Genomic DNA, 20826 nt, shown 5'->3' on the forward strand with positions numbered 1-20826 from the left:
GTTTCTTCAGCTCAAAGTTTTTCGTTTGCGAGGCGCCGTATCCGAAGGGGAATACGCCAACGCCAGCCAGTACACCTTCATCGTCAGCACCAGGCCCACCAGCAATGCCGGCCAGCTCAGGTCTGCCACCAGCTTCGGCGCCGCCCCGATGAGGGCGATCGACGAAGCGATCTTGACCATTTCCCACAACATGAACCCAACCGCCGCGGTGCCGGCGTTCAAGGAGGCAAAGCGCCCGGTGAGTCCTCGCGCAAAAATGGCCGCGGGGATCACCACGGCCAGCGCGCCATATCCGGCGGACCACCCAACGTTCTGCTTCCCGGTGAGGCCCCATGCGGCCAATGCCACCACGAGCCCCATCACAGCCTGCCCCGCCACCACCCACCAGGGGGAAACCAGGGGATGCTTCTCGCGCAGCCGGCGCGCCTCTTCGGCGGTCAGCGGCGTGAATGGAGGCTCGTCCTCAGTCGTCTCAGGCAAGGGGGCAACTCTTTTCATTTTTGAATCAGCCCCGTTCAAGTGCCGGTAATTTTCACAAAGCCACTGATTATAAGTAGAAACCCGTGCGGTTCCGCGTACCCGACCGTGACGATGGGCTTTGATGCAACATTCAAGGTGTTTTGCGCCGGGCAGCACAATGCGCAACCCAACTCAGGCGCAAGCACTACTCATGCACAACCTCATCCTGTTTTTCCACGTGGCCGCCGCCATCTTCTGGATGGGCGGCATGGCCTTCATGGTGCTGGCCTTGCGCCAACCGCTGGCCGATCAATTGCAGCCGCCGGCGCGCTTGCAACTCATCGCGGCGGTGCTTTCGCGCTTCTTCGTGGTGGTGGGCATCAGCATCGCAGTACTGCTCTCTACCGGCGTGGTGATGCTGCTGGGCGTGCCGGCCGGGACGACGCCGCCCGGGTGGCACGTGATGGCGGCGCTCGGCGTGGTGATGATGCTGGTCTTCGGGCACATCTTTTTTTCGCCCTACCGCCGGCTCAAGCGAGCCGTAGCGGCTGGCGATTGGCCCGCGGGCGGCAAATGCGCGGGCCAGGTCACGCTGCTGGCCAAGGTCAACCTGGGACTGGGCTGGCTGGCCATCGCTGCCGTGATGCTCTGGCGTTGAAGCCCGAGGCAAGACGGACTGCGCGCAAGAAAGCACAATTGGCCCCATGACTTTCGACTTGCTTCCCGAGCTTCCCTGCTATCTCAACGGCGAATTCAGTACCCTGCGCGATGCCAAGGTGAGCGTGATGGATCGCGGCTTCATCTTCGGCGACGGCGTCTATGAGGTGGTGCCCGTGTACGCCGGGCGGCCCTTCCGCTTTGCCCAGCATATGGCTCGCCTGGACCGCAGCCTGGCCGAACTGCGCATCGCCAACCCGATGAGCCATGGCGAGTGGCGCGCGCTGGCGGACCAGCTGATCGCCGCCTATGCCGAGTCGCTGGGCCAGAGCGCCGGCCAGACCGACCAGCTGGTGTACATCCAGGTCACCCGCGGCGTGGCGATGCGCGACCACATCATGCCGCCGGGCATCACGCCCACTGTGTTTGTGACCAGCAACCGTATCAGCCCGCCCTCGCCGGCCGATCGGGCGGGCGGCGTGAAGTGCGTGAGCGCAGAGGATTTCCGTTGGAAAAAGGCGCACATCAAGAGCGTGAGCCTGGCCGGCTCGGTGCTGGCGCGGCAGATGAGCGCGGATGTGGGCGCGGCCGAAACGGTGATGTTCCGCGACGGCTTCCTGAGCGAAGGCGCGGCGGCCAACGTGTGGGTCGTCAAGGGCGGCCGCGTGATCGGCGCGCCCAAGGACAACCTGGTGCTGGAAGGCATCCGCTATGGCCTGCTCGAGGAGTTGTGCACGGAGGCGGGCATCCCCTTCGAGCTGCGCCGGGTCGCGCAGGAAGAGGTTTTTTCAGCCGACGAACTGCTGCTTTCCAACGCCACCAAGGAGGTGCTGCCGGTCACCCGCCTGGACGAGCGGCCTATTGGAAGCGGCAAACCCGGCCCCATCTACGAGAAGCTGTACGCCGGCTATCAGCGCGCCAAGAACGCCCCTTCGCCATGACCATTCCCAGCTCCAAAGACTCACTCATCGAATACCCGTCGCTCTTTCCCATCAAGGTGATGGGGGCCAACGTGGACGGCTTCGTGCATGCCGTGACCCAGATTGCCCGCCAGTTCGACCCGGCCTTCGATGCCGCCAGCATCGAGCTGCGCGACAGCAAGGCGGGCAACTACCTTGGCATCACGATCACCGTCACCGTGGTCAGCCGCGAACACCTCGACGAGCTGTACCGCACGCTGTCCACCCACCCCATGGTGAAGGTGGTCCTGTAGCGATGCACGCCGCGGTCCGCGGACGGGTGGCCTACCTGCCCACGTACGAGGCCATGCAGGCGTTCACTGCGGCACGTGACGCGACGACGCCGGACGAAATCTGGCTGTGCGAGCACCCTCCGGTTTTCACGCAGGGCCTTGCGGGCCGGCCCGATCACGTGCTCGAGCCCGGTGACATCCCGGTGATTGCCACGAATCGCGGCGGCCAGGTCACCTACCACGGCCCCGGCCAGGTGGTGGCCTACCCGCTGGTGGACCTGCGGCGCGCAGGCTACTTCATCAAGGAATACGTCTACCGCATCGAGGAGGCGGTGATCCGCACGCTCGCGCATTTCGGGGTGACCGGGCATCGCGTGGCCGGCGCGCCGGGGATCTACGTGCGGCTGGACGACCCCTTCTCGCATGACCGCCTGCCCCCACCCCCGCACTCCCCCGAAGGGGAAGGGAGCGAAGCTTTTACCGGCCTGGGCAAGATCGCCGCCCTCGGCATCAAAGTGAGCCGCCACTGCACTTACCACGGCGTGGCGCTGAACGTGGACATGGATTTAGAGCCCTTTCTACGTATTAATCCTTGCGGCTACGCCGGGCTGAAAACCGTGGACCTTTCTACAATCGGGGTATCAGTCACCTGGAACGAGGCGGCCGAGGTGCTGGGCCAGAAGCTCAGTGCCCACCTCTCGCCCTGAAGGATCCCATGAGCTCCAATGAAGTCGTGCGCGAGGCGCAGTCCGTCGAAAACTACCAGGCCGGCGCCAAGCAGAAGGCGGCGGCCAAGCTGTCGCGCATTCCCGTCAAGGTCGAGCAGGCCGAGGTGCTGAAGAAGCCCGACTGGATCCGCGTCCGAGCCGGCTCGCCCACCACGCGCTTCTACGAGATCAAGCAGATCCTGCGCGAGAGCAACTTGCACACGGTCTGCGAAGAGGCCTCCTGCCCCAACATCGGCGAATGCTTCGGCAAGGGCACGGCCACCTTCATGATCATGGGCGACAAGTGCACGCGCCGCTGCCCCTTCTGCGATGTCGGCCATGGCCGGCCCGACCCGCTGGACGTGAACGAGCCGGAGAACCTGGCCAAGACCATCGCCCGGCTCAAGCTCAAATACGTGGTCATCACCTCGGTGGACCGCGACGACCTGCGCGACGGCGGCGCCGGCCACTTCGTCGAATGCATCCGCAAGACCCGCGAGCTATCGCCCGGCACGACCATCGAAGTGCTGGTGCCCGACTTCCGCGGCCGCGACGACCGCGCACTGGAAATCCTGAAGGCCGCGCCGCCCGACGTAATGAACCACAACCTGGAAACCATCCCGCGCCTGTACAAGGAAGCGCGCCCGGGTTCCGACTACGCCTTCAGCCTGAACCTGCTGAAGAAGTTCAAGGCGCTGCATCCCGACGTTCCGACCAAGAGCGGGATCATGGTCGGCCTGGGCGAGACCGACGAGGAAATCCTGCAGGTGATGCGCGACATGCGCGAGCACGACATCGACATGCTGACCATTGGCCAATACCTGGCACCGTCGATGTCGCATCTGCCGGTGCGGCGCTATGTGCACCCCGACACCTTCAAGATGTTCGAGGCCAAGGCCAAGGAGATGGGTTTCTCTCACGCCGCCGTGGGCGCGATGGTCCGCTCCAGCTACCACGCCGACGAACAGGCGCACGCCGCCGGTGTTGCCAACACCTGAGTGCACGCGAATCTCTACGCCCTCGGCGCGATCGGCCTGTGGGCTACGCTGGCTTCGCTCGGCGTCTCGCTGGTGCACCTGCCGCCCTTCCTCCTCACCGGCCTGGCACTCGTAATCGGCAGCGTGCCTGCCTGGCCGCTGATTCGCCAATGGAAGGTGCCGGGCTCGACCCTGGCGCTGGGCATCTACGGCCTGTTCGGCTTCCATTTCCTGCTGTTCATCGCGCTGCGCCACGCGCCGCCCGTGGAGGCCAACCTGGTCAACTACCTGTGGCCGCTGCTGATCGTGGTTCTGGCGCCGCTGCTTTTGCCCGGCATACGGCTGCGGCCAGTCCATACGGTGGCGGCTGTCGCCGGCTTCGCGGGCGCAGCCATCGCCATCCTGGGCTCGGGCGGGAGCGCAGGCGGCAGCTGGTCGTGGGGCTACCTGCCCGCGCTGGGTTCGGCCTTTATCTGGGCCAGCTACTCGCTGCTGACCCGGCGAGTGACCAGCTTTCCCACGGCCGCCATCGGCTTGTTCGGTCTCGTCTCCGGCCTGTTGTCACTGCTATGCCACTGGGCGCTCGAGCCTTCGGTGACCCTGCACACGCGAGACTGGGTTCTGGTCGCCATCATGGGCCTGGGCCCTCTGGGCGCGGCCTTCTTCCTGTGGGACAAGGCCGTCAAGCTGGGCGACCCGCGCCACATCGGCATCCTGAGCTACATCACTCCGCTGGCCTCGACGCTGCTCCTCATGCTGGTGAGCGGCCGGCCGCTCACCTGGAGCATCGCGGCGGCGGCGGCGCTGATCATCGGCGCGGCTGTCGTGGGGACACGCGCCTAACTAGCCGGCCAGCACGGTCGCCGGATCTTCGGCGTCCAGGACCTGTTTTGCCCAGGGGACCAGGCGGGCCGTGTCGGCGCGCAACACCTCCTGCTTCACCGCGAGGATCTGCGCCGGGTGCATGGAGAAACTTCGCAGGCCCAGGCCCAGCAGCAGACGGGTCAAGCTGGTGTCGCCGGCCATCTCGCCGCAGACGCTGACGCCTTTGCCCTGCGCGTTGCATTCGGCGATCGTTTCCGCCACGAGGCGCAGCACGGCGGGGTGCAGCGGATCGTAGAGATGTGCCACCGACTCGTCCGCGCGATCGATCGCCAGGGTGTACTGGATCAGGTCGTTGGTGCCGATCGACAGGAAGTCGAAGTACTTGAGGAAGATCTTCAAGGTGAGCGCCGCCGCCGGGATCTCGATCATGGCACCGAGCTTGATCGGCCCGTAGGCGACGCCGCGGTTGTCCAGCTCGGCGCGGGCGAAATCGACCAGCGACAACGTCTGGCGTATCTCGCTCGCATGCGCCAGCATCGGGATCAGCATGTTGACCTGGCCGTGCGCGGCCGCGCGCAGGATGGCGCGCAGCTGCGTAAGGAACATGGCGGGGTCGGCCAGGCTCCAGCGGATGGCGCGCAGGCCCAGGGCGGGATTGAGGTGGGCTTCGTCGCGCACCGAGTCATCCAGCGGTTTGTCGGCGCCGACGTCGATGGTGCGGATCGTGACCGGCAGGCCTTCCATGCCCTCCACCGCGCGGCGGTAGGCGTGGTACTGCTCTTCCTCGTCGGGCAGGTGGCCGCGCCGGCCCATGAACAGGAACTCGCTGCGGAAAAGGCCCACGCCCACGGCGCCCGCCTTCACCGCGGCGGGCGCGTCCTCGGGCAGCTCGATGTTGGCCAGCAGTTCCACCTTCTGGCCGTCCATCGTCACGGCGGGCGTGTGGCGCAGGCGCGAAAGCCGGCCGCGTTCCAGCTCGCCCTGGCGCTGCTTGAAACCGTATTCGGCCAGGATGATGGGAGAAGGATCGACGATCATCACGCCGGCATCGCCGTCGATGACGATCCAGTCATCCTGGCGCACCAGGTGGCTGGCGCTACGCGCGCCCACCACGGCCGGGATGTCCATGCTGCGCGCGACGATCGCGGTGTGCGAGTTGCGGCCGCCCACGTCGGTGACGAAGCCGGCGAACACGCTCTGCTTGAACTGCAGCATGTCGGCCGGGGACAGGTCGTGGGCGATCATCACCAGCGGCACATCCATGCTGTCGTCGAGCAGCAGGTCCTGCTGGGTCTTGCGCTTGCCGCTGGTCGGCGGCGCGGTGGGCGACCCCACGCCCTTCATATAGCGCAGGATGCGCTCGGCCACCTGCTCCAGGTCGGCCTTGCGCCCGCGCAGGTAATCGTCTTCCATGTCGTCGAACTGGCGCGACAACACTTCCAGCTGGGTCGTCAGCGCCCACTCGGCGTTGTAGAGCCGATCGGTGATCCAGTGCTTCACGCCGGTGATCAGCTCCTCGTCCTGCAACAGCATCAGGTGGACATCCAGCAGCGCGCTCAGCTCGTGCGGCGCTTCCTTGGGGCCCATCAGTGAAATGGTGGTCTGCAGGCGGTGCAGCTCGTCGACCACCGCATTGCGGCCCAGGCGCACGCGCTCGATCTCGGCCTCGATCCGCTCCGGTTCGATGAAATAGTGCGCCACGTCCACACGGCTGGACGCCATCAACACGGCGCGCCCGATGGCGATGCCGCGGGCGACAGCCAGGCCGTGGACCGAAAAGGTCATTCGCCCTCTCCGAACTTGTCGGCGATCAACGCCAGCAAGGCGTCCATGGCTTCCTGCTCGCGATCGCCCACGGTTTCTATGACGACTTCGCTGCCGATGCCCGCCGCCAGCATCATCACGCCCATGATGCTCTTGGCGTTGACGCGCCGGTCTCCCCGGCTCATCCACACATCGCAGGGGTAACTGCCGGCCAGCTTGGTCAGCTTGGCCGATGCCCGGGCGTGCAGCCCCAGCTTATTGTTGATCGTCGTAGTTGTCCTGGTCATGTTTTCTTCGGGGCTGGTTCTGCGGTGCCGTGACTGCCACCTGCATCACGCCCTGGGTACCACCGATGACGGCCCGCGACACCAGGGCCTCCAGCGGTTCGTTGCGATAGCTCACGCTGCGCAGCAGCATGGGCAGGTTCACGCCGGTGATCAGGCGCGACTTCTCGCCGTCCACCAGCTTCTGTGCGACGTTGCTCGGCGTAGCGCCGAAGATGTCGGTTAGCACCAAGACGCCCTTGACGGGGCCGGAGCGCGTGAGCTGGTCGATGGCGATCCGCGCCGTGGCCAGCGTTTCTTCGGGCGGCATGTTGGGCTGGACGTCGATCGCCGCCACATGGGCGCCGCAGTCGGGGAAGACGTGCAGCGCGCATTGCCGCAGCGCGTGCGCGAGCGGAGCATGGGCAATGATGAGGATCGCGTTCATTGACGAGAATTATCCTTTGCCAGCAGGAAGTAGCCGTACGAAATAACGCTGCAAGCCAGGAACACGCTCATCGCCGCCCGAAAAGATGCCACTTCGCCCAGCCCTGCAGCCTGAAACCCGTCGATGAGCAGGCCGATGCCCCACTGCAACACGAACACCCCGCCGAATATCACCAGGTTATAGGCCGACAGGGCTCGGCCCGCGAGGGCCGGCGGAAACGCCATGCCCACCGCCGGCTGGGCCAGCGAGACGAACGTGGACGTGATGCAGAAAAGCGCCCAGGCACCCGCCCCAGCAGCCGGACCCGCTATGATAATTGTAGCAAGCACGATCAGGCTCAGGGGCAGGCCGCGGGCGATCAGCCGATCCGTGGTGATGCCCTTGCGGGCCAGCCAGGGGTTGAGCATGCCCCAGCTCCAGAAGGTGCAGAGCATGGATACATTGATGACGAACAGCCCCGTGGCGGCCTGCAGCGGCTCGTAGCCGGCCACGCGGACCATCCACGGCCCCGCCCACAGGGTCTGGATGGCAACCATGCCGCCGTAGCTGAAAAACCCGATGGGCGTCAGCCGGCGGAAATACGGATGGGTCCAGACCTCGCGATAGCTGCCCGGCCGCCTGCCCGGCTCGGCCGAGGCGGTGGTCCAGGGCGGCACCTTCCAGGCGATGACGGCCATGGCCACGCCGATGCAGACCGCCAGGGCCCAGAACAGCGGCCGCCACCCCACCACCGGCATCAGCAATTGCACGGGCAAGGTGGAGGCGACCATGCCAAACGACCCGGTCATCAGCATCCAGGAGTTGGCCCGCAACTGGGCCGTTGGATCTAGCCAACGCCGGAACCCGGTGAGCGGGGCCATCAGGCAGGCGCTGACTCCCACACCGCAGAGCACGCGGGCCGCCAGCAGGGCGGAGAAACTGGTGGCCAGCGAGAACGCCACGCAGCCGGCTACGGCGACGCCCAAGAACCCGAGGATCACCTTCTTGGGTCCGTAGCGGTCCAGCCAGGTCCCCAGCGGAAGCTGGGTCGCCGCGAAGCCGAGAAAATAGCCGCCCGCGAGCAAGCCCAGTTCCTGCGCGTTGAGCGCGAATTCGCGGGTCAGGGTGGGAGAGAGCGTGGCCGTGATCGCGCGCACCAGCGCCGAGAAGAAGTAGGCGAATGCAAATGCCAGGAACACCGCAACGGCAGTGCGGCGGGAAAGCAAGCTCATTGGAACTTCAGCCCGGAGAAGAACGGCTCGGCCACCTCGGGCTTGAGCTGGCCGGTGTAGATGACAGCCTGGAACACATGGCTGCCTTGGGCGAAGTACGCGGCCTGGCTCTGCACCTGGGTGCCATCCGGGCGCTGGCCGCTGGCCACGACCTGGAGCGACTGCGGCAGTGCCAGCGCGCCGGGCGGCCGGAACGGAGTCTCCAGCGCGCTGGTGCCGCGCATGTTCGACAAGCTGGCGGCTTTCCATTGGGCCAGCACCTCGCCCAAGCGGCTGGCATCGCCGAGGTCGGCAAACATCACGGCAAAAGTTGCGCCGCCGGTGTCGCAGCCGATCACCTGCAGGCTCACCTCGCGGCCGGCCATGGGAACGCTGCGAGCGCCCTTGTCGGGCTTGCAGGGCAGCATGGCTTTGAGGGCCGTGGGTTCCGCCCGCACCTCGCGCCAATTGAAAGTCGGGCTGCAGGCGGCGAGCGTCCATCCCGTGATGAGGACTGCGGCAAACATTCGAAGCATCTCCCGGATTATGGAGTTTGCGGCTGGGTTGGCCGATTGAGCCGACAATCCGGTTCCATGACGACTTCACTCGCTGGCATACGCGTTCTCGATCTCTCCCGGGTGCTGGCCGGGCCCTGGTGCACCCAAACCCTGGCCGACCTGGGCGCCGACGTGATCAAGATCGAGCGTCCGGGCAGCGGCGACGACACGCGCGGCTGGGGCCCGCCCTTCCTTCAGGACGACGCCGGGCAAGACACCGCGGAAGCCGCCTACTACCTGGGCACCAACCGCAACAAGCGATCGGTGACCTGCGATATTTCCAAGCCGGCGGGCCAGGCGCTGATCCGCGAACTGGTGAAGCGCTGCGACGTCTTCGTCGAGAACTTCAAGGTCGGCGACATGGCGCGCTACGGGCTGGACTACCCGTCGCTGAAATCGCTGAACCCTCGGCTGGTCTATTGCAGCGTGACCGGCTTCGGCCAGACCGGCCCCTACCGCGAGCGGGCCGGCTACGACTACGCGATACAGGGCATGGGCGGGCTGATGAGCGTGACCGGCGAGCGCGACGACTTGGGCGGCGGGCCGCAAAAGGTCGGCGTTGCGGTGGCGGATCTGTTCACCGGCATGTACTCCGCCGTCGCGATTGTCGCGGCGCTGCGCCATGCCGAGCGGACCGGAGAGGGCCAGCAAGTCGACATGGCCTTGCTCGATACGCAGGTGGCGATGCTGGCGAACCTTGGCGCCAACTACCTCGTCAGCGGCAAGGTGCCGGGCCGCGCCGGCAACGCCCACCAGAACATCGTGCCCTACCAGGTGTTCGAGGTCGCTGCCTCCCCCGATGGAGCGAAGGATTACCTGATCCTGGCCGTGGGCAACGACGGCCAGTACGCCAAGTTCTGCGAGGTGGCGGGCCGCCCCGACCTGGCAGCCGATCCGCGCTTCGCCAAGAACCAGGACCGCGTGCGCAATCGCGCGCAGCTCGTTCCGGTGCTGGAGCAGATCATGAAGGGCCGCAGCAAGGCCGACTGGCTGGCCGCGCTGGAGGCCGCCAAGGTCCCCTGCGGCGCGATCAACAACCTGGCGGAGGTGTTCGACGACCCCCAGGTGAAACAGCGCGGCATGGTCACCACGTGGCAGCACCCACTGCAGCCGGATCTGCACCTGGTGTCCAGCCCGATGAAGCTGAGCGCGACGCCGGTTCGAACCGATTTGCCGCCGCCGTTGCTGGGACAGCACACGGAGGAGGTGCTGCGCGAGCTGCTGGACTGCTCCGACGAGATGCTCTTCGATCTGCGAAGCAGCAAGGTGATCTGAAGTAACCCGGCGGTTATTTCAGGGAGCCGAATACCTTGCGCACGATCGCACTGCCGCTGCCTGCCGGGTCTTGCCGGATCTTCTTTTCCTCTTCGCCGATCATGGCGTAAAGGCCATCCAGTGACTTGCGCGTGACGTAGGGCTCGACAGCCGCGTCGTCTTTCTTGACCAGGCCCATGCCGGCCGCCTTGCCGGCCAGGCGGTTGTACTTTTCCGCCAGCCCGACCTTTTCCGTCGCGCGGGTCACCACCGGCAGGAATCGTGCCGAGAGCGGCGTGCGGGTTTTTTCGGCAAAGAAGTCGGTGACCGAGGTCTCGCCGCCCGTCAGGATCTGCTTGGCGTCGCTCACGCTCATGGACTTCACGGCGTTGACCAGCAGGTCGCGGGCCAGCGGAACGGCCGCCTCCGCAGCGCGGTTCATCGCCACCTCCAGCTCGTCCACTTGCTGGCCGCGGCCCATGGCGCGCAGGAACTTGCTCGCATCCGCCAAAAAACCCGGCAAGGGAATTCGAACTTTCGGGTTGTCCAGGAATCCACCAGGTTTGCCGAGCAGGCCAACGGCCGCCAGCGCGCCCCGCTCGAGCGCAGCTTTCAGCCCTTGCGAGGCCTCCGTGTTGGTCAGGTCACCCAGGCTCAGCGCATTGGCTTGGCGCCATGCGGCCATTGTGGCGAGGCCCAGCGCGGAAGTCGCGGCGGAACTAAACTGGCGGCGATTCATGGAAATGTCCTGAGATGAAAAAAGTGCTCTATGGTGCCGCAGCAGCGGCTGTGCTGGCAATCGGTGCCGCCCTGTACCTGGGTACGGGCGGTGACGCCGCCCCGCCATCGACTTTCGTGCTCCTGGACGGCTCGAGCAAGACCACGGCGGACCTCAAAGGCCGCGTGACGCTGGTGAATTTCTGGGCGACCAGCTGCACCACCTGCGTGGCCGAAATGCCCAAGATCATCGCCACCTACGACAAGTACCAGTCCAAGGGCTACGACACGCTGGCCGTCGCCATGAGCTACGACCCGCCCAGCTACGTGGTGAACTACGCGCAGACGCGCAAGCTGCCGTTCAAGGTGGCGATCGACAACACCGGCGCGGTGGCCAAAGCCTGGGGTGACGTGCAGCTCACCCCCACCACTTTCGTGGTGAACAAGCGCGGCGAGATCGTCAAGCGCTACGTCGGCGAGCCGGATTTCGGCCAGCTGCACCAGCTGATCGAGAAGCTGCTCGCCGAAACCTGAGGCCGGCTTATTCCGGATAGGCCTCGACGCCGATGGCCAGCTTGACCTCGTCGGCGATGGCCGGCAAGCCGAACTTCATGCCGAAATCGGATCGCTTGATCGAACCTTCGACGTAGGCTCCGCACATGGCCTTCTTGTTGAACGGGTGCGGGCCGCACTTGAACGAGGTGACATTGAGCTTGACCGGCTTGGTGACGCCCAGCAGCGTCAGTGTTCCGTCGATGCTCTCGAGGTTGTCGCCATTGAAGTTGAAGCGCGTCGACTTGTAGACCATGTCGGGAAACTCGGCGCTATTGAAGAAGTCGGCCGCCCGCAGGTGATCGTCGCGCGACCGCGTGCCGTCTGCGCGCTTGCCGTCGCCGGTGGAGATCGTGGCGGTGGCGATCCTGGCTTCCAGGCTGCCGGCCTTGGCAGCCGGATCCAGCGTGACCTTGCCGGTCATCTTGTCGAACCGGCCATGGATCGTCGTCATCCCCAGATGGTTGATCGAGAAATTCGGGAACGAGTGCAGCGAATCGATGGCATAGGTCTGGGGTGCAGCCAGCGCCGCGAGGGGGAAGCTGGCGACCAGCAGGACTGACAAAAGGCGAGACATGGTTACTCCGGTTGGTTGAAGAAAGAGGTGCCACTCATGTGGACATTCGCGCGGCGGACCAGGCGAGGCCCACCGCGACCGACATGGGGACGAGGCCGGCCAGCGCCGTGAGCAATGCGGCCAGCCACGGCGGATGGCGCTCCTGGCGCACCAGCCTGGCTGCCCAGGGAATGCCCAGCGTCGGCAAGAGGCAGTACCAGGGCAGCGAGCCGGTGAAGACCGCCAACAGGCCGGCCAGCCCGCTGATCACGGCGGCGGGCAGCACCAGCGTCCATCCCGCCGGTCCGCGCTGGCCGCCGATGACCTGGACCAGGACCACGGCGCCCGCGCCCGCCGCGACCGCAATGCCGATTTGCGCCAGCAATGCGGATGCGCCAAGCAGCGCCAGCGCCCCCGCGGCCAGCCCGAGCATCAAGGAGATCCCGGAGGTCCGCATGCCGTCGTCGGTGGCGCGCAGGCAGGATTCGAGCAGCGCCGCGATGTAGGCGCCGGCGGCCAGGCCATAGAGCGTTGCCTGGGCCGGCTCTTGCTGCAGCAGCACCCGCCATACCATCCATACGGCGGCGGACGCAGCGGCGGCACAAAGGGCCGCCCGGAGAGCCGGCTTGGGACTCGTGCCTGGCATTTCGAGCGCCAGCACCAGGATCGCGGTGCCCAGGCCGATCAGCACCAGTTTGCGCGCGGCGGTGAGCGGATCGAACGCGAAGCCCACCGTGAGGGCGATGACCAGTGCAAAGGCGAGCGCGACGGCGATGCCCAGCAGGCGGGTGCGCCGCAGTACTGCCGCGGCGGCGAGCGCCGACAGGAAAGGCGCCACCCCGGCCTGCACGGCGGGATTGGCAAGCAGTTCTTCCATTGACCTGACTCTTCTTTTTGTTCCGCTTCCCCGCGGGAAGCTGGCCGGTCAGAACAGCTCAACCGTGAAAAGTTCCCGGTTACTGGCTGGTAAAACTATCGTGGCAGGCGTCCTCGCTGGGCTTGTGCTCGGCAGCAGTTGCCTGGCTGGTAAGCCTGGGCGGCTGACCTTGGTCGCGAGCAGTTACAGCGGCAAGACGCTAAACTGCAAGGCCGTCATTCGCCACACCACGCGTGGAAACGCAACAGATACCGTCGGTCGGGCTGATATCGCCCGCCACCCCTGAAGAGATCGATGCCGTGCGCGGCCTGTTTCGCGAGTACGCGCAGGCCCTGGGCGTAGACCTGTGTTTCCAGCAGTTCGACCAGGAACTGGCGGAGTTGCCGGGCGAATACGCCCCGCCCCATGGCGCCCTGCTGGCAGCCAAGGTGAACGACGAATTGGCAGGGTGCTGCGCCATCCGTCCATTGGAAGCGGCCGATTACCCCAACGCCTGCGAAATGAAGCGCCTCTATGTGCGAAACGGATTTCGCACGATGGGCCTGGGCCGGCAGCTGGCGGAAGCCGCGCTCGACGCGGCGCGGCAAGGGGGCTATTCCTGCGTGCTGCTGGACACGCTGGACGACATGGAAGCCGCCCGCGCCCTGTACCAGGACCTGGGCTTCCACGAGATACCGCCCTACTATCACAACCCGATCCCGGGCGCGCACTACCTCAAAGCTGCGCTGAAGTGACCTTGGGTTTTTACCCTTTGGCCTGGGCGAGCAGGGTCGCTGCGTCGCTGACCTCGAACTTGCCGGGCGCCTCGACGTTCAGTGCCGCCACCTTGCCGTCCTTGACCAGCATGGAATAGCGGGTGCTGCGGATGCCCATGCCCGCGGCCGTGCGGTCCAGGGTGAGGCCAACCGCCTTGGTGAACTCGGCGCTGCCGTCGCCCAGCATGCGGATCTTGTCGCCGGTCTTCTGGTCGCGCGCCCAGGCCCCCATCACGAACGCGTCGTTCACGCTCACGCACCAGATCTCGTCCACGCCGGCCTTCTTGAATTCATCGGCCTTTTCAACGAAGCCGGGCACATGCTTGGCCGAGCAGGTCGGCGTGAACGCGCCCGGCAGGGCGAACAGCGCAATGGTCTTGCCCGCAACGGCCTCGGCCACCTTGACCGGGTTCGGGCCGATGCTGCAGCCGTTGCCCTCGACTTCGGAAAATTCCTGCAGGGTGGCGTTGGGAAGCGAGTCGCCGACTTTGATCATATGGGTCTCCAAAAACAAAAACGACCCACATTGTGGGCCGTTTTGATTACACCTGCAGGGCGGTCTGGATCAGACTTCGGCGGCCTTCTCGACCAGGCGGGTGGCAACCCAGTTCTTGGTCTTGGAGATGGGGCGGCTCTCGGTGATCTCGATCACGTCGCCGGTGTGGAACTCGCCCTTTTCGTCATGGGCGTGGTACTTGCTCGATTTGGCAACGATCTTGCCATAGAGCTCGTGCTTCACACGGCGCTCGACCAGGACCGTCACGGTCTTGGCGCGCTTGTCGCTGACAACCTTGCCAACCAAGGTGCGCTTGAGGGATGTTTTGGCTTCCGTCATGGTCGCTTTCCTTACTTGGCGGCGGGCGTCTTGGCCCGCTCTTCGGCTTGCTTCTGGGCCAGGATGGTCTTGGCCCGAGCAATATCGCGGCGCGTGACGCGCAGCGTGCCGGTGTTGGTGAGCTGTTGCGTGGCCTTCTGCATGCGCAGGCCGAAGTGGGCCTTTTGCAGCTCTTTGACTTCGGTTTTGAGGCCGGCAACGTCTTTTTGGCGCAGATCAGTAGTTTTCATATTTCATCACTCCTGAATTACGCGCCGATCATGCGGCTGACGAACGTGGTGCGCAGCGGCAGCTTGGCGGCTGCCAGGCGGAACGCTTCGCGAGCGAGCTCTTCGGTCACGCCGACGATCTCGAACACGACCTTGCCCGGCTGGATTTCGGCCACGTAGTACTCGGGGTTGCCCTTGCCGTTACCCATCCGCACTTCAGCGGGCTTGTGGGAGATCGGCTTGTCGGGGAACACACGGATCCAGATGCGGCCGCCGCGCTTCACGTGGCGGGAAATCGCGCGGCGCGCGGCTTCGATCTGGCGGGCCGTCAGGCGGCCGCGGTCCGTGCACTTCAGGCCGAAGTCACCAAACGCCACCGAGTTGCCCCGGGTAGCGATGCCGGTGTTACGGCCCTTCTGCTCTTTGCGGTATTTGCGACGAGCGGGTTGCAGCATGTTTACTCTCCTTTACCGTCAGCGGGCGGGGTGCCTGCCGGCGCTGCCTTGCGGACGCGCTTAACGGTAGCTTTCGGTGCATCGGCACCTGTCGTTGCTTCTGCGGGCTTGTCGCTGCCGTCAGCCGGTGCGACATTGCCCGCGCCAGCTGCGGGGCGGCGGGTGGCGGGACCACGGCGGTCGCCGGCCGGGCGATCACCCGGGCGTGCGTCGCGGCGGGGGCCACGCGGGCGGCGTTCTTCCTCGGCGCGGGGCTCGACGACGGCCGGCAAATCATTGCGGCCGAGCGTGTCGCCCTTGTAGACCCAGACCTTGACGCCGATGACGCCGTAGGTGGTCTTGGCTTCGGAGAAACCGTAGTCGATATCGGCGCGCAGCGTATGGAGCGGCACGCGGCCTTCGCGGTACCACTCGGTACGCGCGATTTCGATGCCGTTCAGGCGGCCGGCGGACATGATCTTGATGCCCTGGGCGCCCAGGCGCATCGCGTTCTGCATGGCGCGCTTCATCGCGCGGCGGAACATGATGCGCTTTTCCAGCTGCTGGGTGATCGAGTCGGCGATCAGCTGGGCATCGATTTCGGGCTTGCGCACTTCTTCGATGTTCACTGCCACCGGCACGCCCAGGCGCTTGCCGAGCTCTTTCTTGAGCGCTTCGATGTCTTCGCCCTTCTTGCCGATCACCACGCCCGGACGAGCCGAGAAGATGGTGATGCGGGCGCTCTTGGCGGGACGCTCGATCAGCACGCGGGAAACCGCGGCGTTCTTGAGCTTGGCCTTGAGGTACTCGCGCACCTTGATGTCTTCGCCCAGCATGCCGGCGAAGTCACGGTTGCTCGCGTACCAGCGGCTGGCCCAGTTGCGGCTGACCGACAGGCGGAAGCCGGTAGGATGGATTTTTTGTCCCATAGTGGTCCTGAGCCTGTTAGTTGCCGACGGTCAAGTACACGTGGCACGTGGGCTTGACGATGCGATTGCCGCGGCCTTTGGCGCGCGCGGTGAAACGCTTGAGCGAAGCGCCCTGCTCGACGTAGATGGTCTTGACCTTCAGCTCGTCGATATCGGCGCCATCGTTGTGCTCGGCGTTCGCGATGGCGGACTCCAGCACCTTCTTGATGATTCCGGCGGCCTTCTTCTGGGTGAACTCCAGAACGTTGAGCGCCTGATCCACCTTCTTGCCGCGAATCAGATCGGCGACCAGGCGGCCTTTGTCGACCGACAGACGGACGCCCCTGAGGACTGCACGTGTTTCCATGGTCTTTCCTTACTTCTTCTGGACTTTTTTGTCCGCCGGGTGACCCTTGAAGGTGCGCGTCAGGGCGAATTCGCCCAGCTTGTGGCCCACCATCTGGTCGGTGATGTAGACCGGCACGTGCTGCTTGCCGTTGTGAACGGCGATCGTCAGCCCGATGAACTCGGGCAGGATCATGGAGCGGCGCGACCAGGTCTTGATCGGTTTTTTGTCCTTGGTCGTCACGGCCTTATCGGCCTTGGCCACCAGGTGGTGGTCAACGAAAGGACCTTTTTTGAGTGAGCGAGTCATATCGTCAACCCCTTACTTCTTGCGACGCGACACGACCATGACCTGGGTGCGCTTGTTGTTGCGGGTACGGTAACCCTTGGTCAGGTTGCCCCACGGATCGACGGGGTGACGGCCTTCGCCGGTCTTGCCCTCGCCACCGCCGTGCGGGTGGTCGACCGGGTTCATCACCACACCGCGAACGGTCGGGCGAATACCCATGTGGCGCTTCACGCCGGCCTTGCCCAACTGGCGCAGGCTGTGCTCTTCGTTGGCGACTTCGCCGATGGTGGCGCGGCACTCGATGTGGATCTTGCGAACCTCACCGGAGCGCATGCGGACCTGGGCGTAGGTGCCTTCGCGCGCCAGCAGCGTCGCGGAGGTACCGGCCGAACGGGCGATCTGCGCGCCCTTGCCCGGCTTCAGTTCGATGCAATGGATCGTCGAGCCGACCGGGATGTTGCGCACCGGCAGGGTGTTGCCGGCACGGATCGGGGCCTCGGAGCCGGACAGCAGCGATGCGCCGACTTCCAGGCCGCGCGGAGCGATGATGTAGCGGCGCTCGCCGTCGGCATAGCACACCAGTGCGATGTGAGCCGTGCGGTTCGGGTCGTACTCGATGCGCTCCACCTTGGCCGGGATGCCGTCCTTGTTGCGAACGAAGTCGACAACGCGGTAGTGGTGCTTGTGGCCACCGCCCTTGTGGCGGGTGGTGATGTGACCGTTGTTGTTGCGGCCCGACTTCTGGAACTGGGGTTCCAGCAGCGGGGCGTAACCCTCACCCTTGTGCAGGTGGTCACGCGAGATCTTCACCATGCCGCGATGGCCTGGTGAAGTCGGTTTCATCTTGATGACTGCCATGATTTACGCGGCCTCCCCTGCGAGGTTCAGCTCTTGACCGGGCTTGAGCGTCACGTAGGCCTTGCGAATGTTGTCGCGGCGGCCCACCGAGCGGCCGAAGCGCTTGGTCTTGCCTTTGGTGTTGACCACCGAGACGCCCTTGACCTCGACCTTGAACATCAGTTCAACCGCGGCCTTGATTTCGGGCTTGGTGGCGTCTTGCAGCACCTTGAAGGTGACGGCATTGGTCTTGTCGGCCACGTGCGTCGCCTTTTCGGAGACGATGGGGGCGACCAGGACCTGCATCAGCCGACCTTCGTCGAACTTGCTGCGCGATGCGGGTGTGGGATTGACGCGGCTCATGCGAACATCTCCTTGAGCTTGTCCATGGCGCCCTTGGTGACCAGCACCTTCTTATAGTGCACCAGCGACAGCGGGTCGGCGTAACGCGGCTCGACGACGAGCACGTTCACCAGGTTGCGCGAGGCGAGGTACAGGTTCTCGTCCACTTCTTCAGCGATCACGAGAACCGATTCCAGGTTCATGGCCTTGAACCGGGCAGCCAGCTGCTTGGTCTTGGGCGAATCCACCTTCATGGAGTCGACCACGGCCAGGCGGCCTTCGCGGGCCAGCTGGGAGAAGATGGACGCCATGCCGGCGCGGTACATCTTCTTGTTGATCTTCTGGGTGAAGTTCTCGTCCGGGCTGTTCGGGAAAATCCGGCCGCCCCCGCGCCACAGCGGCGAGGAAGTCATACCGGCACGGGCGCGGCCCGTACCCTTTTGCTTGAACGGCTTCTTGGTCGAGTGCTTGACCTGCTCGCGGTCCTTCTGGGCGCGCGTGCCCTGGCGGGCATTGGCCTGGAAGGCGACGACGATCTGGTGCACCAGGTCTTCGTTGTATTCACGGCCGAACACGGTCTCTGGCGCGTCGTACTTGGACGCCGCCTGGCCTTGTTCGTTCAGGAGTTCGAGTTGCATTACTTCGCTCCCTTCGGTGTTGCTGCTGCACCGGCGGCCTTGGCCTTGACGGCCGGGCGCACGGTCACGAAACCGCCCTTGGAGCCGGGCACGGCGCCCTTGATCAGGAGCAGCTGGCGTGCTTCGTCGATGCGGTACACGTCGAGATTCTGGGTGGTGACGGTGTCATCGCCGAGATGGCCCGTCATGCGCTTGCCGGGGAACACGCGGCCGGGATCCTGGGCCATACCGATGGAGCCGGGAACGTTGTGCGAACGGCTGTTACCGTGCGACGCGCGCTGCGAGCTCATGTGGTGGCGCTTGATCGTGCCGGCGTAGCCCTTACCGATGGTGGTGCCCTGCACGTCGACCTTCTGGCCCACGGCAAACACGTCGGTGGCGGGCACCGTGGCACCGGCAGCGTACTTGGCTGCGGTGTCGGCGGTGACGCGGAATTCCTGGATGATTTCACCGGCTTCCACACCTGCCTTGGCAAGGTGGCCGGCTTGCGGCTTGGTCACGCGCGAAGCTTTGCGCGAACCGAACGTGACCTGCAGGGACACGTAGCCGTCGTTCTCTTGGGTTTTGACCTGGGTCACACGGTTGTTAGACACATCCACCACCGTGACAGGAACTGCGTCCCCATCATCGGTGAACAGGCGCATCATGCCCACCTTGCGGCCCAGCAACCCTAGGGAGTTGCTCAGACTCATATTTTTGCTCCGTTACTTCCGCCGGGGCCGCTGCAATTGGCTGCCCCGTTTGGTTTGCGAAAGAAGGTTGATAAAAAACTAATCCTCACCCGCAATTCGGGCGAAGCCGTAAATTATAACGCGCTCTTGCAGTTTCCCGCAAGAGCGCGTATTAAAGCGGCTGCTGTAGCGTTTACTGCAGCTTGATTTCGACGTCCACGCCAGCCGGCAGGTCGAGCTTCATCAGCGCGTCCACGGTCTTGTCGGTCGGGTCGACGATGTCCATCAGGCGCTGGTGCGTCCGGATTTCGAACTGGTCGCGGCTGGACTTGTTGACGTGCGGCGAGCGCAGGATGTCGAAGCGCTTCATGCGCGTCGGCAGGGGCACGGGGCCCTTGACGATGGCGCCGGTGCGCTTGGCGGTGTCAACGATCTCGGCGGCGGACTGGTCGATCAGCTTGTAATCGAATGCCTTGAGGCGGATGCGGATTTTCTGTTGGGTGGCCATTCGATTACTCCAGGATCTTTGCGACGACGCCCGAGCCCACGGTCTTGCCGCCTTCGCGGATGGCAAAGCGCAGGCCTTCTTGCATGGCGATGGGGTTGATCAGCTTCACCGTGATGGACACGTTGTCGCCGGGCATGACCATTTCCTTGTCCTTGGGCAGCTCGATGGCGCCCGTCACGTCCGTGGTGCGGAAGTAGAACTGGGGACGGTAGTTGTTGAAGAACGGGGTGTGACGGCCGCCCTCGTCCTTGCTCAGCACATACACCTCAGCGGTGAAGTGGGTGTGCGGCTTGATCGAGCCGGGCTTGCACAGCACCTGGCCGCGCTCGACTTCTTCGCGCTTGGTGCCGCGCAGCAGCACCCCGACGTTGTCGCCGGCCTGGCCCTGGTCCAGGAGCTTGCGGAACATTTCCACGCCGGTGCAGGTGGTCTTGATGGTGGGCTTGATGCCCACGATCTCGATTTCCTCGCCGACCTTCACCACACCGCGCTCGATACGGCCGGTCACGACCGTGCCGCGACCGGAGATGGAGAACACGTCTTCGACGGGCATCAGGAAGGCACCGTCCACCGCGCGCTCGGGCGTGGGGATGTAGCTGTCCATGGCTTCGGCCAGCTTCATGATGGCCTGCTCGCCCAGCTCGCCCTTGTCGCCTTCCAGGGCCAGCTTGGCCGAGCCGTGGATGATGGGGGTGGTGTCGCCGGGGAATTCGTACTTGTCCAGCAGCTCGCGCAGCTCCATCTCGACCAGCTCGAGCAGTTCGGCGTCGTCGACCATGTCGCACTTGTTCAGGAACACCAGGATGTAGGGCACGCCCACCTGGCGGGCCAACAGGATGTGCTCGCGGGTCTGGGGCATCGGGCCGTCAGCGGCCGAGCACACCAGGATGGCGCCGTCCATCTGGGCGGCGCCGGTGATCATGTTCTTGACGTAGTCGGCGTGGCCGGGGCAGTCCACGTGCGCGTAGTGGCGGTTCTTGGTCTCGTACTCGACGTGCGCGGTGTTGATGGTGATGCCGCGCGCTTTTTCTTCCGGAGCCGCGTCGATCTGGTCATACGC

31 protein-coding genes are annotated in these 20826 nt (G+C 65.1%); 9 read left to right on the top strand and 22 right to left on the bottom strand.

Going from position 1 to position 20826, the window contains the following annotated elements; all coding sequences use genetic code 11:
• Positions 1-6 precede the first annotated feature (6 nt).
• On the bottom strand, positions 7-498 hold the full coding sequence (locus HNE04_RS26890; protein ID WP_172226695.1) for an ATP synthase subunit I: 492 nt from the start codon (positions 496-498) through the stop codon (positions 7-9).
• Positions 499-670: 172 nt separating this feature from the next.
• On the opposite strand from HNE04_RS26890, the gene HNE04_RS26895 reads away from it, so the two are divergent.
• From HNE04_RS26895 to HNE04_RS26920, 6 genes are read left to right on the top strand one after another with little or no spacing between them, the layout of a single operon-like run.
• A complete protein-coding gene (locus HNE04_RS26895; RefSeq protein ID WP_172226698.1) occupies positions 671-1117 on the top strand; it encodes a CopD family protein in 447 nt (148 codons plus the stop codon).
• Positions 1118-1163: 46 nt separating this feature from the next.
• Positions 1164-2057, top strand: coding sequence for a D-amino acid aminotransferase (locus tag HNE04_RS26900; RefSeq protein ID WP_235965467.1), 894 nt, complete (start codon positions 1164-1166; stop codon positions 2055-2057).
• Complete coding sequence (locus tag HNE04_RS26905; RefSeq protein WP_172226701.1) at positions 2054-2329, top strand: YbeD family protein; 276 nt, start codon at positions 2054-2056, stop codon at positions 2327-2329. The genes HNE04_RS26900 and HNE04_RS26905 overlap by 4 nt, the downstream gene beginning before the upstream one ends.
• A gap of 2 nt (positions 2330-2331) precedes the next feature.
• Positions 2332-3015 carry a lipoyl(octanoyl) transferase LipB gene (gene lipB / locus HNE04_RS26910; RefSeq protein ID WP_172226704.1) on the top strand — a complete coding sequence of 228 codons (684 nt, stop codon included), beginning with the start codon at positions 2332-2334 and terminating at the stop codon, positions 3013-3015.
• An 8-nt stretch (positions 3016-3023) separates the two neighbouring features.
• Positions 3024-4013: a lipoyl synthase gene (lipA, locus tag HNE04_RS26915; protein WP_172226707.1), complete on the top strand. Its 990-nt coding sequence runs from the start codon at positions 3024-3026 to the stop codon at positions 4011-4013.
• Entirely contained in the window at positions 4014-4835 is an 822-nt protein-coding gene (locus HNE04_RS26920) for a DMT family transporter (RefSeq protein WP_172226710.1), read from the top strand.
• On the opposite strand, the gene ptsP is transcribed toward HNE04_RS26920, so the two are convergent.
• Genes ptsP through HNE04_RS26945 form a run of 5 tightly spaced genes read right to left on the bottom strand, consistent with a single transcriptional unit; the run spans position 4836 to position 9009 of the window.
• Complete coding sequence (gene ptsP, locus HNE04_RS26925; RefSeq protein ID WP_172226713.1) at positions 4836-6602, bottom strand: phosphoenolpyruvate--protein phosphotransferase; 1767 nt, start codon at positions 6600-6602, stop codon at positions 4836-4838.
• Entirely contained in the window at positions 6599-6868 is a 270-nt protein-coding gene (locus HNE04_RS26930) for an HPr family phosphocarrier protein (protein ID WP_172226716.1), read from the bottom strand. Before HNE04_RS26930 ends, ptsP begins: the two co-directional genes overlap by 4 nt.
• Positions 6837-7292 carry a PTS sugar transporter subunit IIA gene (locus HNE04_RS26935; RefSeq protein WP_172226719.1) on the bottom strand — a complete coding sequence of 152 codons (456 nt, stop codon included), beginning with the start codon at positions 7290-7292 and terminating at the stop codon, positions 6837-6839. Before HNE04_RS26935 ends, HNE04_RS26930 begins: the two co-directional genes overlap by 32 nt.
• A complete protein-coding gene (locus tag HNE04_RS26940; RefSeq protein WP_172226722.1) occupies positions 7289-8503 on the bottom strand; it encodes an MFS transporter in 1215 nt (404 codons plus the stop codon). The genes HNE04_RS26935 and HNE04_RS26940 overlap by 4 nt, the downstream gene beginning before the upstream one ends.
• Positions 8500-9009 carry a hypothetical protein gene (locus HNE04_RS26945; protein ID WP_172226725.1) on the bottom strand — a complete coding sequence of 170 codons (510 nt, stop codon included), beginning with the start codon at positions 9007-9009 and terminating at the stop codon, positions 8500-8502. The genes HNE04_RS26940 and HNE04_RS26945 overlap by 4 nt, the downstream gene beginning before the upstream one ends.
• 66 nt (positions 9010-9075) lie before the next feature.
• Between HNE04_RS26945 and HNE04_RS26950 the strand changes: the two genes are divergently transcribed.
• Entirely contained in the window at positions 9076-10314 is a 1239-nt protein-coding gene (locus HNE04_RS26950) for a CaiB/BaiF CoA transferase family protein (RefSeq protein ID WP_172226728.1), read from the top strand.
• Positions 10315-10327: 13 nt separating this feature from the next.
• Here HNE04_RS26950 and HNE04_RS26955 read toward each other — a convergent pair whose 3' ends face one another.
• On the bottom strand, positions 10328-11032 hold the full coding sequence (locus HNE04_RS26955; protein WP_172226731.1) for a DUF4197 domain-containing protein: 705 nt from the start codon (positions 11030-11032) through the stop codon (positions 10328-10330).
• 14 nt (positions 11033-11046) lie between these two features.
• Between HNE04_RS26955 and HNE04_RS26960 the strand changes: the two genes are divergently transcribed.
• Entirely contained in the window at positions 11047-11544 is a 498-nt protein-coding gene (locus HNE04_RS26960) for a TlpA disulfide reductase family protein (RefSeq protein ID WP_172226734.1), read from the top strand.
• Positions 11545-11551: 7 nt separating this feature from the next.
• Here HNE04_RS26960 and HNE04_RS26965 read toward each other — a convergent pair whose 3' ends face one another.
• A complete protein-coding gene (locus HNE04_RS26965) occupies positions 11552-12139 on the bottom strand; it encodes a YceI family protein (protein ID WP_172226737.1) in 588 nt (195 codons plus the stop codon).
• A 34-nt stretch (positions 12140-12173) separates the two neighbouring features.
• Positions 12174-12995 carry a hypothetical protein gene (locus tag HNE04_RS26970; RefSeq protein WP_172226740.1) on the bottom strand — a complete coding sequence of 274 codons (822 nt, stop codon included), beginning with the start codon at positions 12993-12995 and terminating at the stop codon, positions 12174-12176.
• A 233-nt stretch (positions 12996-13228) separates the two neighbouring features.
• Here HNE04_RS26970 and HNE04_RS26975 point away from each other — a divergent pair, with 233 nt between their 5' ends.
• The gene (locus tag HNE04_RS26975) at positions 13229-13729 is read left to right on the top strand and encodes a GNAT family N-acetyltransferase (protein ID WP_328700423.1); all 501 of its coding nucleotides are present in this window, start codon (positions 13229-13231) and stop codon (positions 13727-13729) included.
• A gap of 10 nt (positions 13730-13739) precedes the next feature.
• On the opposite strand, the gene HNE04_RS26980 is transcribed toward HNE04_RS26975, so the two are convergent.
• The 13 genes from HNE04_RS26980 to tuf all read right to left on the bottom strand — a co-directional run.
• Positions 13740-14246, bottom strand: coding sequence for a peroxiredoxin (locus tag HNE04_RS26980; protein ID WP_172226743.1), 507 nt, complete (start codon positions 14244-14246; stop codon positions 13740-13742).
• Positions 14247-14315: 69 nt separating this feature from the next.
• Positions 14316-14585 carry a 30S ribosomal protein S17 gene (rpsQ, locus tag HNE04_RS26985; RefSeq protein WP_172226745.1) on the bottom strand — a complete coding sequence of 90 codons (270 nt, stop codon included), beginning with the start codon at positions 14583-14585 and terminating at the stop codon, positions 14316-14318.
• 11 nt (positions 14586-14596) lie between these two features.
• Positions 14597-14815, bottom strand: coding sequence for a 50S ribosomal protein L29 (rpmC, locus tag HNE04_RS26990; protein ID WP_172226747.1), 219 nt, complete (start codon positions 14813-14815; stop codon positions 14597-14599).
• Positions 14816-14832: 17 nt separating this feature from the next.
• On the bottom strand, positions 14833-15249 hold the full coding sequence (rplP, locus tag HNE04_RS26995) for a 50S ribosomal protein L16 (RefSeq protein ID WP_172226749.1): 417 nt from the start codon (positions 15247-15249) through the stop codon (positions 14833-14835).
• A gap of 2 nt (positions 15250-15251) precedes the next feature.
• Positions 15252-16157 carry a 30S ribosomal protein S3 gene (gene rpsC, locus HNE04_RS27000; RefSeq protein ID WP_172226751.1) on the bottom strand — a complete coding sequence of 302 codons (906 nt, stop codon included), beginning with the start codon at positions 16155-16157 and terminating at the stop codon, positions 15252-15254.
• Between the two features lie 16 nt (positions 16158-16173).
• On the bottom strand, positions 16174-16503 hold the full coding sequence (gene rplV, locus HNE04_RS27005) for a 50S ribosomal protein L22 (protein ID WP_172226753.1): 330 nt from the start codon (positions 16501-16503) through the stop codon (positions 16174-16176).
• A gap of 9 nt (positions 16504-16512) precedes the next feature.
• Positions 16513-16791 (bottom strand): 30S ribosomal protein S19, encoded by a 279-nt coding sequence (gene rpsS / locus HNE04_RS27010; RefSeq protein WP_013899633.1) that lies wholly within the window; start codon positions 16789-16791, stop codon positions 16513-16515.
• Positions 16792-16803: 12 nt separating this feature from the next.
• Positions 16804-17628, bottom strand: a complete 825-nt coding sequence (gene rplB, locus HNE04_RS27015) for a 50S ribosomal protein L2 (protein ID WP_172226755.1) — start codon at positions 17626-17628, stop codon at positions 16804-16806.
• Positions 17629-17631: 3 nt separating this feature from the next.
• Positions 17632-17970: a 50S ribosomal protein L23 gene (rplW, locus tag HNE04_RS27020; RefSeq protein WP_172226757.1), complete on the bottom strand. Its 339-nt coding sequence runs from the start codon at positions 17968-17970 to the stop codon at positions 17632-17634.
• Complete coding sequence (rplD, locus tag HNE04_RS27025) at positions 17967-18587, bottom strand: 50S ribosomal protein L4 (protein ID WP_172226759.1); 621 nt, start codon at positions 18585-18587, stop codon at positions 17967-17969. Before rplD ends, rplW begins: the two co-directional genes overlap by 4 nt.
• Positions 18587-19279 (bottom strand): 50S ribosomal protein L3, encoded by a 693-nt coding sequence (gene rplC / locus HNE04_RS27030; protein ID WP_172226761.1) that lies wholly within the window; start codon positions 19277-19279, stop codon positions 18587-18589. Before rplC ends, rplD begins: the two co-directional genes overlap by 1 nt.
• 172 nt (positions 19280-19451) lie before the next feature.
• A complete protein-coding gene (gene rpsJ / locus HNE04_RS27035) occupies positions 19452-19766 on the bottom strand; it encodes a 30S ribosomal protein S10 (RefSeq protein WP_027102403.1) in 315 nt (104 codons plus the stop codon).
• 4 nt (positions 19767-19770) lie between these two features.
• The coding region (gene tuf / locus HNE04_RS27040; protein ID WP_172223156.1) for an elongation factor Tu at positions 19771-20826 on the bottom strand (1056 nt) is incomplete at its 5' end.

The sequence above is a fragment of the Caenimonas soli genome, from assembly GCF_013155545.1.
GTDB lineage: Bacteria > Pseudomonadota > Gammaproteobacteria > Burkholderiales > Burkholderiaceae_C > Ramlibacter > Ramlibacter soli.

What these genes read in the sequence shown, in the direction of transcription:
- HNE04_RS26890 (WP_172226695.1), bottom strand. Translation starts at nt 498, where the DNA reads ATGAAAAGAGTTGCCCCCTTGCCTGAGACGACTGAGGACGAGCCTCCA.
- HNE04_RS26895 (WP_172226698.1), top strand. Translation starts at nt 671, where the DNA reads ATGCACAACCTCATCCTGTTTTTCCACGTGGCCGCCGCCATCTTCTGG.
- HNE04_RS26900 (WP_235965467.1), top strand. Translation starts at nt 1,164, where the DNA reads ATGACTTTCGACTTGCTTCCCGAGCTTCCCTGCTATCTCAACGGCGAA.
- HNE04_RS26905 (WP_172226701.1), top strand. Translation starts at nt 2,054, where the DNA reads ATGACCATTCCCAGCTCCAAAGACTCACTCATCGAATACCCGTCGCTC.
- lipB (WP_172226704.1), top strand. Translation starts at nt 2,332, where the DNA reads ATGCACGCCGCGGTCCGCGGACGGGTGGCCTACCTGCCCACGTACGAG.
- lipA (WP_172226707.1), top strand. Translation starts at nt 3,024, where the DNA reads ATGAGCTCCAATGAAGTCGTGCGCGAGGCGCAGTCCGTCGAAAACTAC.
- ptsP (WP_172226713.1), bottom strand. Translation starts at nt 6,602, where the DNA reads ATGACCTTTTCGGTCCACGGCCTGGCTGTCGCCCGCGGCATCGCCATC.
- HNE04_RS26930 (WP_172226716.1), bottom strand. Translation starts at nt 6,868, where the DNA reads ATGACCAGGACAACTACGACGATCAACAATAAGCTGGGGCTGCACGCC.
- HNE04_RS26935 (WP_172226719.1), bottom strand. Translation starts at nt 7,292, where the DNA reads ATGAACGCGATCCTCATCATTGCCCATGCTCCGCTCGCGCACGCGCTG.
- HNE04_RS26940 (WP_172226722.1), bottom strand. Translation starts at nt 8,503, where the DNA reads ATGAGCTTGCTTTCCCGCCGCACTGCCGTTGCGGTGTTCCTGGCATTT.
- HNE04_RS26945 (WP_172226725.1), bottom strand. Translation starts at nt 9,009, where the DNA reads ATGTTTGCCGCAGTCCTCATCACGGGATGGACGCTCGCCGCCTGCAGC.
- HNE04_RS26950 (WP_172226728.1), top strand. Translation starts at nt 9,076, where the DNA reads ATGACGACTTCACTCGCTGGCATACGCGTTCTCGATCTCTCCCGGGTG.
- HNE04_RS26955 (WP_172226731.1), bottom strand. Translation starts at nt 11,032, where the DNA reads ATGAATCGCCGCCAGTTTAGTTCCGCCGCGACTTCCGCGCTGGGCCTC.
- HNE04_RS26960 (WP_172226734.1), top strand. Translation starts at nt 11,047, where the DNA reads ATGAAAAAAGTGCTCTATGGTGCCGCAGCAGCGGCTGTGCTGGCAATC.
- HNE04_RS26965 (WP_172226737.1), bottom strand. Translation starts at nt 12,139, where the DNA reads ATGTCTCGCCTTTTGTCAGTCCTGCTGGTCGCCAGCTTCCCCCTCGCG.
- HNE04_RS26970 (WP_172226740.1), bottom strand. Translation starts at nt 12,995, where the DNA reads ATGGAAGAACTGCTTGCCAATCCCGCCGTGCAGGCCGGGGTGGCGCCT.
- HNE04_RS26980 (WP_172226743.1), bottom strand. Translation starts at nt 14,246, where the DNA reads ATGATCAAAGTCGGCGACTCGCTTCCCAACGCCACCCTGCAGGAATTT.
- rpsQ (WP_172226745.1), bottom strand. Translation starts at nt 14,585, where the DNA reads ATGACGGAAGCCAAAACATCCCTCAAGCGCACCTTGGTTGGCAAGGTT.
- rpmC (WP_172226747.1), bottom strand. Translation starts at nt 14,815, where the DNA reads ATGAAAACTACTGATCTGCGCCAAAAAGACGTTGCCGGCCTCAAAACC.
- rplP (WP_172226749.1), bottom strand. Translation starts at nt 15,249, where the DNA reads ATGCTGCAACCCGCTCGTCGCAAATACCGCAAAGAGCAGAAGGGCCGT.
- rpsC (WP_172226751.1), bottom strand. Translation starts at nt 16,157, where the DNA reads ATGGGACAAAAAATCCATCCTACCGGCTTCCGCCTGTCGGTCAGCCGC.
- rplV (WP_172226753.1), bottom strand. Translation starts at nt 16,503, where the DNA reads ATGGAAACACGTGCAGTCCTCAGGGGCGTCCGTCTGTCGGTCGACAAA.
- rpsS (WP_013899633.1), bottom strand. Translation starts at nt 16,791, where the DNA reads ATGACTCGCTCACTCAAAAAAGGTCCTTTCGTTGACCACCACCTGGTG.
- rplB (WP_172226755.1), bottom strand. Translation starts at nt 17,628, where the DNA reads ATGGCAGTCATCAAGATGAAACCGACTTCACCAGGCCATCGCGGCATG.
- rplW (WP_172226757.1), bottom strand. Translation starts at nt 17,970, where the DNA reads ATGAGCCGCGTCAATCCCACACCCGCATCGCGCAGCAAGTTCGACGAA.
- rplD (WP_172226759.1), bottom strand. Translation starts at nt 18,587, where the DNA reads ATGCAACTCGAACTCCTGAACGAACAAGGCCAGGCGGCGTCCAAGTAC.
- rplC (WP_172226761.1), bottom strand. Translation starts at nt 19,279, where the DNA reads ATGAGTCTGAGCAACTCCCTAGGGTTGCTGGGCCGCAAGGTGGGCATG.
- rpsJ (WP_027102403.1), bottom strand. Translation starts at nt 19,766, where the DNA reads ATGGCCACCCAACAGAAAATCCGCATCCGCCTCAAGGCATTCGATTAC.